The following is a 14,926-nucleotide window of genomic DNA, read 5'->3' as shown; positions in this document are numbered from 1 at the left end:
TCATGCTCCTCCGATCCGGATGGTGGAAAAACGCCGGATGACCGGCTCGGGCAGGGTGTAGCTGTAGAGGCTCCAGATCGGCAGGTTGCGGGCGTCATATTCGACCTTGACCGTGAACTGGTTGGCATTGGCGGGATCGGTGGCGACGTTGACGGTGAAACGCGTCTTGTCCATGAAGGCGTAGCTGAGATCGCTTTTGGTGACGAAATCGCGGGCAAGCTGCTGGCGCTCGGTGGTGTTCAGTCCGGCAACGGCCGTTCTTGCCGCATCGGCGGCGATCTGCTGCACCGAATAGGCGGCCATCAGATAAATGCCGTAGGCGATCATCGTGAGCAGGACGAGAAAGAATATCGGTGCGACGATGGCGAACTCGACAGCAGACGAGCCGGATCTATCGCGAAAGAAACGCACTCCATTAAACATAAAGCACCCCCGTTCCTTCAGGCATCAAGGTTCGATGCCTTGATTTATTATTTTCGGAAATGCTAATTTATAGGTGTTAATTTTGTATTGATGCCGCCTCTATGGGTTGCAGCTCGCGTTAAACTTTCGCGTTTGCTTCAGATCAGCCGAAGGCCCTTGAAGCTGGCGTGGCCATCCTTGCCGATGATGATATGGTCGTGAACGGCGATGCCGAGCGGCTTTGCCGTATCGATGATGGTTTTGGTCATCTCGATATCCGCTCGCGAAGGGGTGGGGTCTCCACTCGGGTGATTATGGATTAAAATCAATGCAGTAGAGGATAGTTCAAGCGCGCGCCGCACGATTTCGCGCGGGTAGACCGGCGTGTGGTCCACGGTTCCCTGACCCTGTACCTCGTCGGCGATCAGGACGTTGCGCTTGTCGAGGAAGAGGATGCGGAACTGTTCCCGCGTCTCGTGGGCCATGGCGGCATGGCAATAATCGATGACCGACGACCAGGAGCCGAGAACCTGCTTGTTGCGGATTTCGCTTTTCAGCATGCGCTGGGAAACGGAGGCGACAAGCTTCAGATCAAGCGCCACGGCTTCGCCCACGCCCTTCACTTCCTGCAGCAAGGCCAGAGGAGCACCGAGAACGCCGCCAAGGGTTCCGAACCGGGCAAGGAGGGCCTTGGCGATGGGTTTGGTATCGCGCCGCGGGATCAGCCGGAACAGCAGAAGCTCCAGCAACTCGTAATCGGCAAGCGCTGCATCGCCGCCATCGCGGTAACGCGCCCGCAGCCTGTCGCGGTGACCGTGATAATGGGCCGCATCCGCTTCCTGTTCTGAGATGGCTGCGGCCCGCTCGGGTTTCCTGGGCGCATTTCGCGGTTCTGCAAAAAAGCCGCGCTCATCCGCCCCTTCAAAGAGATCGCCTTCGCCCGCCTCAAAGCCTGACGTCGTGGAAAGATCGGCGGAAGGCGAGGCGGGGCGTTTTGCCATAGGCGGTCTGGCCTTATGCGGGGGGAAGCGGCGGCAGGCCCGGACGATCAAAACCACCCGGTGACAGCGTGAAGATTTCGCAGCCGGTGGCCGTGACACCAACGGCATGTTCATATTGGGCGGAAAGGGAACGGTCACGCGTCACCGCGGTCCAGCCGTCCGAAAGCACCTTCACATGCGGTTTGCCGAGATTGATCATCGGCTCGATGGTGAAGATCATGCCCTCGCGGATTTCCGGGCCTTCGTCGGGGCGGCCGTAGTGCAGGATGTTGGGTGTGTCATGGAACAGGCGTCCGACGCCATGGCCGCAGAAATCACGCACCACGGAGCAGCGTTCCGCTTCCGCATAGGCCTGGATCGCAGCGCCGATCGCGCCGGTGCGTACGCCGGGCTTTACGGCCGCAATACCGCGCAGCAGGCATTCATAGGTCACTTCCATCAGCCGCTCGGCAGCGCGCTTGATCTGGCCGACCGGATACATGCGGCTCGAATCGCCATGCCAGCCGTCAAGCACATAGGTCACGTCGATATTGACGATATCGCCTTCGCGTAGCGGCTTTTCATCCGGAATGCCGTGGCAGACCACGTGGTTGATCGAGGTGCAGACGGATTTCGTATAACCACGATAATTCAGCGTCGCCGGCAGCGCGCCATGGTCGGCGCCGAATTCGAAGACGAAGCGGTCGATGGCGTCAGTCGTCACACCCGGCTTGACGATGGCTGCCAGTTCATCGAGGCAACGCGCCGTCAGCTGGCAGGCCCTGCGCATGCCATCAAAATCCTCAGGCGTATAAAGGCGGATGACGCCGGTATTCTTGAGGGGGGCGGAGGCTGCGTCGATATAGGTGACCATCATAGTGCTTTCTGTCTCTTTACGTCCCTGTTCATAAAACAGCCGGACGCCATTCGTCCATCTTAACCGTTCCGCTGACTGAAATTTGTGCCGGGGAGACCGTGCATTTCACCGCATAGGCCTCCACGCCGCGCGCCATCGCCCGCTGAAACGCCAGCGCATAGACGGGATCGAGATCGTCGCAGATACGCATCTGGTCGCAATCATCGCGCTGGATGAGATAGAGCATCACCGAACGGTAACCAGCTTCCGCCGCGTCACCCAGTTCTTCGAGATGTTTCGCGCCGCGTTTGGTGGCGGTGTCAGGGAATTCGGCCAGACCTTTTTCGCGCATGAAATGCACGTTCTTCACTTCCACATAGGCATCCGGCCGGCCGGGTTCCGACAGCAGGAAATCGATGCGGGAATTGCGGCCGTATTTCTGTTCGCGCCGGATCGTCGAATAGCCGTCAAGCTCAGGAATGCGGCCGTTCAGGATCGCCTCTTCCGCCAGCCGGTTCGGCATGCCGGTATTGATGCCGACCACGGTGCCATCGGCCTCGACCATTTCCAGCATGTGACGGTATTTGCGGGTAGGGCTGTCATGTTCGGAAAGCCAGATGCGGGAACCCGGTGTCGTCAGCCCGCGCATGGAGCCGGTATTGGGGCAGGAGCCGGTGATCGCCGTGCCGTCTTCCAGTACGGCATCGAACAGAAAACGCTTGTAGCGGGAGATCAACGTTGCGGGAATAAGCGGGGGCGTGAAGAACATGGGGCCTGAAAGACTAAGAGGTAGCGGGCGTGATCAGGACAGGACATAGGTTCCCGGCGCATCGCCGAGCACCGGGCGCCTGCCATCTCCCGGTTTTCGCGCCTTCACCTTTTCGGCACTCTGGTTTTCGATCCAGCTCTGCCAGTGCACCCACCACGAGCCCTTATGGGCCGTGGCGGCGGCCTGCCAGGCGTCGAAGTCCCCAGCTGGTGACGGCCCCGTCCAATATTGGTATTTCTCAAGCTGCGGCGGGTTGACGACGCCGGCAATGTGGCCGGAAGCGCCGAGCACGAATTCCACCGGCCCGCCGAACAGCGCAGCGCCCGTGAAGACCGATTTCGCCGGCGCGATATGGTCGTCGCGGGTGGCGAGATCGTAGACAGGGATCTTGATATCGCCGAGATTGATCCGTTTGCCGGCAACGCGCATCAGTCCACGCGCGAGATTGTTCTCGAGATAACAATTGCGCAGATAAAACGAGTGGCTGGCGGCGGTCACCCGGGTCGAATCGGAGTTCCAGTAGAGCAGGTCGAAGGGCAGGGGCTCGGTGCCGCGCAGGTAATTATCGACCACATAGGGCCAGATGAGATCGGAGGCGCGCAGCATGTTGAAGACGGTCGCCATGATCGAGCCGTCGAGATAACCGACCGCCTGCATGTGCTTGTCCAGCGCCGCCAGCTGGCCTTCGTCAATGAAGACCTTGAGGTCGCCGGCATGGATGAAATCGGTCTGGGCGGCCAGCAGCGTGGCGCTACGGATGCGTTCATCGCCTTCCTGCGCATGCAGCGCCAGCGCCGAGGATAAAAGCGTACCGCCGACGCAATAACCTATGGCGTTGATTTGCCTTTCACCGGTCCGCTCCTCGATGGTATCAAGCGCAAAATTGATGCCTTCGCGGATGTAATCGTCCCAGCCCTTCTCGGCCAGACGGGCATCCGGATTGATCCAGGAGACCATGAACACGCTGTGGCCCTGCTCAAGGCACCAGCCGACGAAGGATTTCTGCGGGTTGAGATCGAGAATGTAGAATTTGTTGATCCATGGCGGCACGATCAGCAGCGGCCGCTTGAAAGCCTTCTGCGTCGTCGGCGCATAATGGATGATTTCGCAGAGCGGGCTTTTCGCCACCACCTTGCCCGGCGTGACGGCGATATTCTGGCCGATGACGAATTTGCTGTAATCGGTCTGGCGCAGTTTCAGGTGGCCATTGCCGGCTGCGACATCTTCCGCCAGCTGCGCCATGCCCTTGACGAGATTGGCGCCGCTGGAAGCCACCGTCTCGCGGAAGACCTGTGGATTGGTGAAGACGAAATTGGCTGGCGAAAGCGCCTCCGTTACCTGCCGCATATAGAACAGCGCCTTGGTGCGGGTATGTTCGTCAAGGCCTTCGGCTTCCGTCACCATCCGGTCGGCAAAACCGACGGTGGTCTGGTAGGCTTTCAGGAGAAAATCGAAGAAGGGATTGGCCTGCCAGTCGGCATCGGCAAAACGCCTGCTCCTGCGTTCGGCAGGACCGCTTTCGGCGGGTTTTTCCGAAGCCGAATCGGCGTCATCGGAAAACTGCGCCACCGATTTAGCCCACAGATCGTAGTAGCTGGAAAGCAGATGGGTCTGCGCTTCGAGCGAGCGCTTCGGTTCGGCCATCCAGTATTCGGCGACATCGGAGAGCGTCTTGACCAGATCGGTCACGGGATCAGCGCTTGCCTGGGGGATTTCGCCGCGTTCGCGCGGCGCCAGCCATTCGGAGGCGGCCTTGCCGAGATTCTCGAGCGCGCGGGCGATATTGATCGCGAAGGTTTCCGGGTCGCGGATCAGGTAGGCTTCGGCGGAAGTAGCGTCGAAACCGGGCGTTTTTCCACCCTTTTTCTCTGCCCCGCCGTCAACACCTGCCATGCGCCATCCTCCACCAAATTTGTGTTTGCACATTCTGCATGAAAACGAATACAAGTTCCACCAGCAAGGGGAGGCCGCAAAGGGCCGAACCGCAGTCGAATTCGATATCGGCGATATCCTTACAGGCGGAACATGACGATGGGCAAGCACATGGGCACATGGGGAACATATGCGGAAAACGCCGCGAGAATCGCTGTTCTTTCGCTCTCTGGCACCTTGCTCGTCACCGCGCTTGCAGCCTGCAAGGCACCGGAGCCGATCGTTGCGCCCGCCCATATGCGCCGTCCGACGACTGAAATCGTCGGTCCGCGCCCCGTCAGCGACAATGCGGTGAGCCAGAAGCGCGACACCGACACCTATCCGACCTTCTCGCAGCCGCTGACGGCCGCGGGCACCCAGATGGGTGACGATGAGGCCTCCACCATGGAATCGAGCCTGTCGCGCCTCGGTGCGGCACGGCGCAACGGCCAGATTTCGGAAGCCGAATACAAGCGCCGGGTGGCCGAGCTGCGGGCGCTTGCCGAAAACCAGAAGCCGGTTGCGACGCCTGCAGCCTCGCAGTGAGATCATGCCGCGTATTTGCGCGGTTTCAGAGACTGGCCAGACCATCTTTGTTGACAAGACATGCCCCCCCAAACGGTCGATTCCCTATGGAGCGAGCGGGTGTGCTTTGTTTCTTCTCTCTGGCGGAGAGAAGAAACATGCGGCGATGCCGAGCTTGTAACCCCTTCTTTACCCTGCCTTTGAACCATCCGCTTACCCAAGATGTTAAGCGGATGGATGAGGTTTGCCGCTATGATGCAGCCATAACAAACAGGCCGCTGAAAAAGCGGGGCACGGGGTGAAATATCATGAAATGCATCGCCGCTTTGCTGGTTCTTGCCGGTTTTGCGCTCGCACCCGCACAGGCGCGGGCGCCGCACATCAATTTCGGGACACCTGCACTTCAGGGGCAGTGAGAGGGCAAATTCCGTCAGTCGTTGCCGGCGGCTTCGCTCAGCACGTCGAGATCAGGCACCGTGATGTGACGGTTGTTTTCGATGCGGATAATGCCTTCCTTGCGCAGCTTGGTCATTTGCCGGCTAACCGTTTCGATGGTGAGGCCAAGGAAATCGGCGATGTCGGCGCGTGAAAGCGGCAGGTCGAAACAGGATTTGTCGTCGTTTTCCGGGTCGATATGGGTGGCGATCATATAAAGGAAGCTGGCAACCTTTTCCTGTGCCGATTTGCGACCCAGCGTCAGCATCCAGTCACGCGCCTCGTCCAGTTCCTTCAGGGACTGGTTGTGAAGCTTGCGTTCCATGTCAGGCACTTCGGACACCATGCGGTCGACAACGCGGCGCGGAAAGAGACAAATCTCCACATCGGTTGCGGCTTCCGCCGTCATCTTGCTTTCCGCCAGGAACGGACGGCCGAGGAAATCCGGTGCGAATTGCAGGCCGACGATCTGCTGACGGCCATCCGACATCATTTTCGACAGCTTCACCACGCCCTTCAGGATATTGCCATAGGAGGTGACGAGTTCGCCCTGGCCGAGAAGCTCGTTGCCGGCTTCCAGCTTTTTGCGGCTGGAATGGCGGTTGAGATCGCAGAGCTGCTGTGGTGTCAGCGTGCTGCAAAGACCGCCGTGACGCGCCTCGCAGGAGCGGCAAACAACGGGCTCTTCCGAATTGTGGATGGTCTTCTGCAGCGTGTCCATAAGCCTTTTCCAATGCTGGCTTTTCGGGACGATTGCGACCGTGGGTATCAAATACGGTCTCTTTGAAGGCTTGCGCCATGTAGCCGTCGTCCCCGCGTCTACTTTAGCAAGAACTTATGGCGCAATTTGATTGAAGTCAAAGTTGCAAACTGTCGCAGCCGTTACTGAAAGAGAGGAAATCGACATTTTCTTGATAAAAGGCAAATCGGGTGATGAATACCGAACTTCTTCACAAATATTCGGGTGCAGTGCCGCGTTACACGAGCTATCCGACCGCGCCGCATTTCCACGAGGGAATCGATAATGGCACCTATCGCGGCTGGCTCGGCGCGCTTGGCTACCGGAATCGCATATCGCTTTATCTGCATATTCCCTATTGCGACCGGCTGTGCTGGTTCTGCGCCTGTCACACCAAGCACACGCTGAAATACGAGCCGATTGCAGTTTATCTTGAAGCACTTAAGCAGGAGATTGCGGCGGTTGGCGCGCTTGTTTCGCCTGATGCGGTGGTGAGTGCTGTCCATTTCGGCGGCGGTTCGCCCACCATGCTGAAGCCGGAGGATATGCAGAGCCTGATGGACTGTCTGCGGCGTCACTTCACCTTCGGGCTCGCACCTGAAATCAGCGTCGAGATGGACCCCAATGATCTGGACGACAGCCGCTATGATGCGCTTGCCGCCATCGGCATGTCGCGGGCGAGCCTCGGCGTTCAGGACTTCGATGACAAAGTGCAAAAAACCATCAACCGCATCCAGTCCTTCGAACAGACGAAATCCGTCGTGGATGCCGTGCGGGCGAGGGGCGTGCATTCGGTCAACTGCGACATCCTCTATGGGCTGCCGTTCCAGACCTGTGAGACATTGGAAAGGACCGTCAACCAGATCGTGTCGCTCGATCCCGATCGCATCGCGCTTTTCGGTTATGCCCATGTTCCCTGGATGAAAAAACACCAGTCGCTGATCCCCGAACACGCGCTTCCGGATATTGCCGAGCGCTACCGCCAGATGACGATGGCGGGCGCGATGCTGAAACAGGCGGGTTACAAGGCGATCGGCATCGATCATTTCGCCAAGCCGACCGATAGTTTATGCCAGACCGCAGAAGCCGGCGCGCTGCGACGGAATTTCCAGGGCTACACGACCGACATCGCCGATGCGCTGATCGGGCTCGGTGCATCGTCGATCGGCAGGCTGCCGCAGGGTTATGTGCAGAACATGGTGGCGACGGGGGAATATCAGCGTATGGCGGGCGAGGGCGGTCTTGCCGTCGTCAAGGGCATTGAACTGTCGGAGGAGGATCATCTGCGCTCGCATGTCATTGAACGGCTGATGTGCGATTTTTCGATCGATCTTTCGGAATTGCAGCACCGTTTCGGCAAGGTGAGCCATTCCGTGAGGGATCAGGCACAGCTGTTCGCCGCAGGCGACAGGGATGGCGTGGTGCGTCTGGATGCCGATATTTTTGCCGTGACGGAGGCTGGAAAGCCGTTCGTGCGTAACATCGCGGCAATCTTCGACACCTATCTCGGTAACGGACGCGGCCGTCATTCGGTTGCTGTTTAGGCAACAGTTTTGGGGCAAATTACAAAGTTACGTCACGAAACCATTGGCTTTTTTGTGCGACTTGCCTATGTGGTGCGTCAGACAGGATAATTCATACGAACGACAATAAGGATTATGGGCGTGACAGCTACATTCGACAAGGTTGCCGACATTATCGCCGAAACCAGCGAAATCGACCGCGAAACCATTACGCCGGAGAGCCACACGATCGACGATCTGGGCATCGACAGCCTCGACTTTCTTGATATCGTTTTTGCGATCGACAAGGAATTCGGCATCAAGATTCCGCTCGAGCAGTGGACGCAGGAAGTCAACGAAGGCAAGGTTTCCACCGAAGAATATTTCGTGCTGAAGAACCTCTGTGCCAAGATCGATGAATTGCGCGCAGCCAAGGGCTGAAGCAACGATGCCCGCTTCAGGCGGGCATTTTTCTTTCTGGACCCAGCCTTTAAAGGCGGGTCGCAACCGACCAGAGACGGGCCGGACAGATGCTGCTTGAATATTTTCAGATGATCGACAAGGTCGAGGCCGTGGACATGGCGACGCGCACATTGAAGGCGCAGTCGATCGTTCCCGACCAGAGCCCGGTTTTCGAAGGTCACTTCCCCGGCATGCCGCTGGTTCCAGGTGTGCTGCTGATCGAAACCATGGCGCAGGCTTCCGGCATGCTGGTTCTGGCATTTTCCGATTTTGCGTCCATGCCGTTCCTGATGTCGGTTGACGGCGCCAAGATGCGCACCTTCGTGGAGCCGGGCGCTGTTCTCGACATCGAGGCCGTGCTGGAGCATGACGGTTCCGGTTTTGCCGTCACCAAGGCGAAGATAACCTCGGGCGGCAAGAAGGTCTGCGACGCGCAGCTTAAATTGCGCACCATGCCGTTCAGCGAAATTCCGCTCGGACCTATCGTCAAGAAGCGGGCGGAAGAAGTCGGCCTGATGGCGGCGATTGCCGCGGATGCGCAGAAATAAGCGTTTCCACCCGTTTCGAAGGAGAGCGTTTTTCCCGTTGGCCCGGTTTTGACGCACGAAATTCGTGGGCTCGCGACGGCGGATCGGGCCTTCACCATTGCCAATCCGCATCGCGCGCTTTATTCCGCAACGCATGAAGTGGTTGTTCGCAACCGCTGTGGATAGCCGTGACCGTTTCTGCGGGGCCGGCTGCAAAGGATGACAGACGATGAAATCTGACAATGATGTGGTGATAACAGGGGTCGGCATCGTGACCTGTCACGGCGTTGGCAGCCAGGCGCATGTGGCGCTTCTTTCTGGAACCGCCGCGCCGGCGACGATTGTCGAGACCGAAAAATTCAAACCCTATCCGGTCCATCCCATGCCTGAGATCGACTGGTCCGCGCAGATTGCCAAGCGCGGCGACCAGCGCCAGATGGAAAACTGGCAGCGGCTTGGCGTTTTTGCCGCCGGTCTGGCGCTCGATGATGCCGGGCTGAAGGAAAATGCCGAAGCCTGTGCCACAATGGACATGATCGTTGCCGCCGGTGGTGGTGAGCGCGACATCAATGTCGATACGCTGATCGTCGACGAGGCGCTGAAGCGCAATGACCGCGAAAAGCTGCTCAACGAGAAGCTGACGACGGAACTGCGCCCGACGCTGTTTCTCGCCCAGCTTTCCAACCTGATGGCCGGCAACATCTCCATCGTGCACAAGGTCACCGGGTCTTCCCGCACTTTCATGGGCGAGGAAGCGGCGGGCATTTCCGCCGTCGAAACCGCATTCCACCGCATTCGCTCCGGCGAATCGAGCCACGCGCTGGTGGGCGGTGCTTTCTCTGCGGAACGTCCCGACATGATCCTGCTGTTTGAAGCCATCGGTGCACATGCGCAGGGCGGCTGGCAGCCGCTCTGGTCGCGTGGTGACCAGGACGGCGGCGGCATGGTTTCCGGTTCGCTGGGCGCCTTCCTTGTGCTGGAATCGCGCAAGCACGCCAGCGAGCGTGGCGCGCGCATCTATGCCCGCATCGACGCCATCGAGGGTGATCGCGGCAGCCGTGACGAAGGCAAGATGGAAAAGCGCATGGAGCGTCTGCTTGCCCCTGCCAAGGACGGCGCAGCCACTGTCATCTTCTCCGGCGCAAGCGGTTATGACGGTGTGACGGCCCGCGAGAAGGACATTCTCGAAAAGGCTCTGCCAAATGCTGTCATCCGCGGTTTCGGCGGTATCACCGGCCACGGGCTGGAAGCGCAGTTCCCGCTTGGGCTGGCGCTCGCGGCGCTGACCCTTGAAAGCGGCGCGAAGGTGCCGGTTTTCGACGCGGCTGAGGAAAAACCCATGGGCGAGGCGGCCAGCGAAGCCGTCGTCACCACCGTCGGCCATGTGCGCGGCGAAGGTGTCGCCGTTCTGTCCCGCGACGTGTGAGGAGAAAGACCATGACTTCCAACTTCAAGGATCATCTCGGTCGTCCCATCGTTGCCGTGACCGGCATGGGCATCATCACGTCGCTCGGGCAGGGGCTTGCCGATAACTGGGCGGCGCTGACATCGGGCAAGTCGGGCATCCACAAGATCACCCGTTTCCCGACCGAGGGGCTTTCGACGCGGATCAGCGGCACGGTGGATTTCATCGATATCCCGGTTCCGAATTCGGTCGAACGTTCCTATGCTTTTGCGCGTGAGACCACCATCGAGGCTCTGGCGCAGGCCGGTATATCAGGTGATTTCGACGGTCCGCTGTTTCTTGCAGCACCGCCAATCGAGCCGGAATGGAGCGCCCGTTTCGAGCTTGCCGACCGGTCTCCGCCGGCCGCCCAGCCGGGTGACGCCTATGAGCGGTTCCTGACGGCTTTCCGTCAGCGTCCCGATCCGGCGTTTCAGGAAGCAGCACTTTTCGGCGCGATTTCCGAGCGTCTTTCCGACCGTTTTGGCACGCGCGGCCTGCCGGTCACGCTTTCGACCGCCTGTGCATCCGGCGCGACCGCGATCCAGCTTGGTGTCGAAGCAATCCGCCAGGGCCGCACCGAGCGGGCGCTGACGGTTGCGACAGACGGTTCTGTCAGCGCCGAAGCGCTGATCCGCTTCTCGTTGCTGTCGGCGCTTTCGACCCAGAACGATCCGCCGGAAAAGGCCTCCAAGCCATTCAGCAAGGACCGCGACGGTTTCGTGATCGCCGAAGGTGCGGCGACGCTGGTGCTGGAATCGCTCGAAGCCGCCGTTGCACGCGGCGCGAAGGTTCTCGGCATCATCAAGGGCGCCGGCGAAAAGGCCGACAGCTTCCACCGCACACGCTCTTCGCCCGATGGCGGCCCGGCGATCGCGACGATCCGCGCGGCACTTGCCGATGCGGGCGTGGCCGAAAGCGATATCGGTTATATCAACGCCCACGGCACCTCGACGCCGGAAAACGACAAGATGGAATATGGCTCCATGCTCGCCGTCTTCGGCGAGGGCCTGAAGAACATCCCGCTGTCGTCCAACAAGTCGATGATCGGCCATACCTTGACCGCCGCAGGCGCTGTGGAAGCGGTGTTCTCGCTGCAGACCATGCTGACCGGCACCCTGCCGCCGACGATCAACTACAACAATCCCGATCCGACCATCACGCTCGACGTGGTGCCGAATGTGAAGCGGGATGCTCAGGTGAGCGCGGTTCTGTCCAACTCCTTCGGATTTGGCGGGCAGAATGCAAGCCTTGTCATGACGCGGGAACCGGCCTGACCGGTTTCACCACTAACAGGAGCGTTTTCGCTTGAATTGCGAAAACGCTCTCGCTTCTTTGATTACGCATTCCGGCCGCAAAACCGTTACAGAGGTTTGCTGGAATAGCCCTTTAGATAAACGCCCTCGGGCGAAGGACTGATATATGCGCGCTCTTCAACTCGTGGACGACCGGAAGCTCGAAAAAGTGGACCTGCCCGAACCGGATGCTCCGGCACCGGGCGAGGTGACGCTGCGCGTCAAGGCGGTTGCGCTCAACCACATCGATGTGTGGGGCTGGCGCGGCATGGCTTTCGCCAAGCGCAAGATGCCGCTCACCATCGGTGCGGAAGCCTCCGGCGTGGTCGAAGCCATCGGTCCGGGCGTGTCGAACGTGCTGCCCGGCCAGCTCGTCGCAATCTATGGCGCGCGCACCTGCGGGCTGTGCAAACCCTGCCGCGAAGGCCGTGACAATCTGTGCGAACATGTGCAGGGCGTTCACGGTTTCCATCTCGATGGTTTTGCCCAGGAAAAGATCAATATTCCCGCCCGCCAGCTCGTGCCCGCACCGCATGGTGTCGATGCCGTTGCGGCCGCCCTCGCACCTGTCACCTTCGGCACGGTCGAGCACATGCTGTTCGACAATGCCAAGCTCGAATCCGGTGAGACGATCCTCGTGCATGCCGGCGGTTCCGGCATCGGCACGGCGGCGATCCAGCTTGCCAAGAAGATGGGCTGCACCGTCATCACCACCGTCGGCTCCGACGACAAGATCGAACGGGCGAAGGCTCTGGGTGCCGACCACGTCATCAACTACCGGACCGACCGTTTCGAAGGCGTCGTGCGCAAGCTGACGAAAAAGAAGGGCGTCGACGTTGTATTCGAACATGTTGGCAAGGACACCTGGGCGGGCTCGATGTTCTCGCTGAAGCGCGGCGGCCGTCTCGTCACCTGCGGTTCTACGTCTGGTGTCTCCACCGATATCAACCTGATGATGCTGTTCCAGCAGCAGCTGAAGCTGCTCGGCTCGTTCGGCTGCCGCATGGAAAACATGGCCAACGCCATGCAGAAGATGGCGCGTGGCATCGTGCATCCTGTTATCGACACCGAAGTCACCTTCGACGATATCGACCGGGCGCTGGAACGTATGGAGACGCGTCAGGTGTTCGGTAAAATCGTTCTGCGGATGGATTGACCGTCTTGAAGCTTTTCCTGACACGGATCGTCCTGAAACTGGACCACTTCCGGCAGTGGCTGATCGCGACATTCGCCTTCGGCCTTCTCAACCTGCTGAAGCTCTTCCCCGCCGATGCGGGCATTCGCGCCGCCGACCGGCTGGCGCGCTGGGTGGGGCCGAAGACTGGTCGCCACAAGCTGATGCTTTATAATCTGGCACGCGCCTTTCCGGAGAAGTCAGAGGAAGAGCGGCTTGCGATCGCCATGGATAGCTGGGCCAATATGGGCCGGCTTGCGGCGGAATATGTGTTTCTCGACCGGCTGTTCGATTTCGATCCGGAAAAGAACGAGCCGGGCCGCATCGAGGTCGAGGGCACCTCGACCTTCCTCGAACTGCGCGACAATCCGCGACCCTTCATCGTCTTTACCGCCCATAGCGGCAATTTCGAGCTGCTGCCGGTTGCCGGCTCGGCTTTTGGTCTCGATGTGACGGTGTTGTTCCGGCCGCCCAACAATCCCTTCGTGGCTGACAAGGTTTTCAATTTCCGCAAGGAGCGCATGGGTAATCTCGTGCCCTCGCATGCCGGCTCTTCCTTCGCGCTGGCGCGACAGCTGGAAAAGGGTGGCGGCGTGGGCGTGCTCGTCGACCAGAAATTCGGCAAGGGGCTGACGACGAAATTTTTCGGCCTTGAGGTTCGTACCAATCCGCTTCTCGCCAAGCTGGTGCGGCAGTTCAACTGCGATGTTTATCCTGCCCGCTGCGTGCGTCTTCCGGATAATCGCTACAGGCTGGAAATAGAGCCCAGGGTTGAAATTCCGCGCGACGAGAAGGGCAATGTCGATATTCAGGCGACGGCGCAGCTTCTGAACGACAAGGTGGAAAGCTGGGTGCGCGAATACCCCGGACAATGGCTGTGGTATCACGACCGCTGGGACGTGAAGCATCAGATTTGACGGGATCGTGTGCGGCCGGATTCTCGGCGATTCTCACGAAATTCGACGGGAAAATCGTGCGTTTCGGTACTTTTCCATATTTGCGGAACCTCATTTTTCGTTCATGGATTATCGAAATTGAAAAATTAGCGGCTGCTGTGATATTTTGAACAACAATCCCCGCGGCGTTCCTGCGTTTCGTTACGTCATTTTTAAGCGCAAAGACGCTACAATCAGGGGATAAAGGCTTAATCCGTTCGCATAGGTAGCGGGGTTATGCCCGTTCAGGGAGAGTTGGGTTGAAAGATTTGATTGAGTTGTTCTGGCTGCGTTATACGGAACTGCAATCTGCCGTTGGTAAAAACGAAGCCGACAAGATTGCCGTGCTGGAACGTGAACTGGAACAGCTCCTCGAGCGGGTTGTCGGACGCAAGACAGAAAACTCCGAAGATATCCGCGAGCAGTTCCGTTTTGCCATCGATCTCCTTAACCACGAGGCGGAAGACCTTGGCTGCGTGCAGCGCAACTCCGAGCTTCTTCGCACCCTTGTCGATCGCTACGTCGGCATGCCGTCAAAGGCGAAGGTCGTCGGTGACGAGGACGAAGACACTCTGGAGTGGCATCACCGCCATCTGATCCTCGATGAGGATATGCTCAACGATCTCGACGAGCCGGTGGTGATCGTTTCCCCCGGCTACCGCGTTTCCTTCGCCAATGCTCTCGATGCATTTCAGCGCAATGCCCCGGAAGGGCTTGTCGGCTGCCATATCGCCGAACTTGTCGGCGTTCACCGGTTCCAGAACAATCTCAGGGAAAAGCTCGACAATTGCTTCAAGGGCGATACGTCGAAATATACCTATGCGGAAGATCAGAATGGCCGCACGGTCGTCAAGTCGCTGGAAATGTCGCCGTGCTACTCGTCCGCCTACAAGCTCGTAGGTGCGATGGTGGTGATCCGCGAAATCGCCGATCGCCGTCGCCGCGCCGCCGGCTGAGGCAGCGAGGCGCT

15 protein-coding genes are annotated in these 14,926 nt (G+C 59.3%); 9 read left to right on the top strand and 6 right to left on the bottom strand.

The annotated features are described in order from the left end of the window. The 5 genes from QRN60_RS07745 to QRN60_RS07725 form a co-directional block, all read right to left on the bottom strand. Positions 1–423 carry a TadE/TadG family type IV pilus assembly protein gene (locus QRN60_RS07745; protein WP_003502911.1) on the bottom strand — a complete coding sequence of 141 codons (423 nt, stop codon included), beginning with the start codon at positions 421–423 and terminating at the stop codon, positions 1–3. 137 nt (positions 424–560) lie between these two features. Continuing rightward, entirely contained in the window at positions 561–1,403 is an 843-nt protein-coding gene (gene radC, locus QRN60_RS07740) for a RadC family protein (RefSeq protein WP_003502909.1), read from the bottom strand. A 13-nt stretch (positions 1,404–1,416) separates the two neighbouring features. Further along, positions 1,417–2,256, bottom strand: coding sequence for a type I methionyl aminopeptidase (gene map, locus QRN60_RS07735; protein ID WP_174067359.1), 840 nt, complete (start codon positions 2,254–2,256; stop codon positions 1,417–1,419). A gap of 31 nt (positions 2,257–2,287) precedes the next feature. Further along, positions 2,288–3,007 carry a DNA/RNA nuclease SfsA gene (sfsA, locus tag QRN60_RS07730; protein WP_129564955.1) on the bottom strand — a complete coding sequence of 240 codons (720 nt, stop codon included), beginning with the start codon at positions 3,005–3,007 and terminating at the stop codon, positions 2,288–2,290. A 33-nt stretch (positions 3,008–3,040) separates the two neighbouring features. Beyond that, positions 3,041–4,900, bottom strand: a complete 1,860-nt coding sequence (locus QRN60_RS07725) for a PHA/PHB synthase family protein (protein ID WP_129564954.1) — start codon at positions 4,898–4,900, stop codon at positions 3,041–3,043. A gap of 138 nt (positions 4,901–5,038) precedes the next feature. On the opposite strand from QRN60_RS07725, the gene QRN60_RS07720 reads away from it, so the two are divergent. Beyond that, positions 5,039–5,464: a hypothetical protein gene (locus tag QRN60_RS07720; protein ID WP_223564854.1), complete on the top strand. Its 426-nt coding sequence runs from the start codon at positions 5,039–5,041 to the stop codon at positions 5,462–5,464. Positions 5,465–5,873: 409 nt separating this feature from the next. Here the strand turns inward: QRN60_RS07720 and fnrN are convergent, their stop codons facing one another. Beyond that, a complete protein-coding gene (fnrN, locus tag QRN60_RS07715) occupies positions 5,874–6,599 on the bottom strand; it encodes a transcriptional regulator FnrN (RefSeq protein WP_003502897.1) in 726 nt (241 codons plus the stop codon). Between the two features lie 212 nt (positions 6,600–6,811). On the opposite strand from fnrN, the gene hemN reads away from it, so the two are divergent. From hemN to QRN60_RS07675, 8 genes are all read left to right on the top strand, one after another. Further along, the gene (hemN, locus tag QRN60_RS07710; RefSeq protein WP_129565301.1) at positions 6,812–8,161 is read left to right on the top strand and encodes an oxygen-independent coproporphyrinogen III oxidase; all 1,350 of its coding nucleotides are present in this window, start codon (positions 6,812–6,814) and stop codon (positions 8,159–8,161) included. A gap of 114 nt (positions 8,162–8,275) precedes the next feature. After that, a complete protein-coding gene (locus QRN60_RS07705; RefSeq protein ID WP_003495848.1) occupies positions 8,276–8,560 on the top strand; it encodes an acyl carrier protein in 285 nt (94 codons plus the stop codon). 89 nt (positions 8,561–8,649) lie between these two features. Continuing rightward, positions 8,650–9,129 carry a 3-hydroxyacyl-ACP dehydratase FabZ family protein gene (locus QRN60_RS07700; RefSeq protein WP_112977592.1) on the top strand — a complete coding sequence of 160 codons (480 nt, stop codon included), beginning with the start codon at positions 8,650–8,652 and terminating at the stop codon, positions 9,127–9,129. A 208-nt stretch (positions 9,130–9,337) separates the two neighbouring features. Then, entirely contained in the window at positions 9,338–10,534 is a 1,197-nt protein-coding gene (locus QRN60_RS07695) for a beta-ketoacyl-ACP synthase (protein ID WP_060725787.1), read from the top strand. 11 nt (positions 10,535–10,545) lie between these two features. Then, entirely contained in the window at positions 10,546–11,829 is a 1,284-nt protein-coding gene (locus QRN60_RS07690; RefSeq protein ID WP_003502883.1) for a beta-ketoacyl-ACP synthase, read from the top strand. 145 nt (positions 11,830–11,974) lie between these two features. Then, complete coding sequence (locus tag QRN60_RS07685) at positions 11,975–13,003, top strand: zinc-binding dehydrogenase (protein ID WP_003502882.1); 1,029 nt, start codon at positions 11,975–11,977, stop codon at positions 13,001–13,003. A gap of 5 nt (positions 13,004–13,008) precedes the next feature. Next, complete coding sequence (locus QRN60_RS07680; RefSeq protein WP_003502881.1) at positions 13,009–13,938, top strand: lipid A biosynthesis lauroyl acyltransferase; 930 nt, start codon at positions 13,009–13,011, stop codon at positions 13,936–13,938. Between the two features lie 278 nt (positions 13,939–14,216). After that, positions 14,217–14,912: a nitrogen regulation protein NR(II) gene (locus QRN60_RS07675; RefSeq protein ID WP_003502880.1), complete on the top strand. Its 696-nt coding sequence runs from the start codon at positions 14,217–14,219 to the stop codon at positions 14,910–14,912. Positions 14,913–14,926 lie beyond the last annotated feature (14 nt).

It is taken from the genome of Agrobacterium sp. CFBP2214, from assembly GCF_030209895.1.
GTDB classification, from domain to species: Bacteria; Pseudomonadota; Alphaproteobacteria; order Rhizobiales; family Rhizobiaceae; genus Agrobacterium; species Agrobacterium radiobacter.
The sequence above is the reverse complement of the archived record's forward strand: the minus strand, read 5'-3'. Positions and strand labels throughout refer to the sequence as shown.

Excerpts from the sequence above, each read along its gene's own strand:
- QRN60_RS07695 (WP_060725787.1), top strand. The coding sequence starts at position 9,338 with ATGAAATCTGACAATGATGTGGTGATAACAGGGGTCGGCATCGTGACC.
- QRN60_RS07720 (WP_223564854.1), top strand. The coding sequence starts at position 5,039 with ATGGGCAAGCACATGGGCACATGGGGAACATATGCGGAAAACGCCGCG.
- QRN60_RS07705 (WP_003495848.1), top strand. The coding sequence starts at position 8,276 with ATGGGCGTGACAGCTACATTCGACAAGGTTGCCGACATTATCGCCGAA.
- QRN60_RS07690 (WP_003502883.1), top strand. The coding sequence starts at position 10,546 with ATGACTTCCAACTTCAAGGATCATCTCGGTCGTCCCATCGTTGCCGTG.
- QRN60_RS07700 (WP_112977592.1), top strand. The coding sequence starts at position 8,650 with ATGCTGCTTGAATATTTTCAGATGATCGACAAGGTCGAGGCCGTGGAC.
- sfsA (WP_129564955.1), bottom strand. The coding sequence starts at position 3,007 with ATGTTCTTCACGCCCCCGCTTATTCCCGCAACGTTGATCTCCCGCTAC.
- QRN60_RS07725 (WP_129564954.1), bottom strand. The coding sequence starts at position 4,900 with ATGGCAGGTGTTGACGGCGGGGCAGAGAAAAAGGGTGGAAAAACGCCC.
- fnrN (WP_003502897.1), bottom strand. The coding sequence starts at position 6,599 with ATGGACACGCTGCAGAAGACCATCCACAATTCGGAAGAGCCCGTTGTT.
- map (WP_174067359.1), bottom strand. The coding sequence starts at position 2,256 with ATGGTCACCTATATCGACGCAGCCTCCGCCCCCCTCAAGAATACCGGC.
- QRN60_RS07745 (WP_003502911.1), bottom strand. The coding sequence starts at position 423 with ATGTTTAATGGAGTGCGTTTCTTTCGCGATAGATCCGGCTCGTCTGCT.
- hemN (WP_129565301.1), top strand. The coding sequence starts at position 6,812 with ATGAATACCGAACTTCTTCACAAATATTCGGGTGCAGTGCCGCGTTAC.
- radC (WP_003502909.1), bottom strand. The coding sequence starts at position 1,403 with ATGGCAAAACGCCCCGCCTCGCCTTCCGCCGATCTTTCCACGACGTCA.
- QRN60_RS07685 (WP_003502882.1), top strand. The coding sequence starts at position 11,975 with ATGCGCGCTCTTCAACTCGTGGACGACCGGAAGCTCGAAAAAGTGGAC.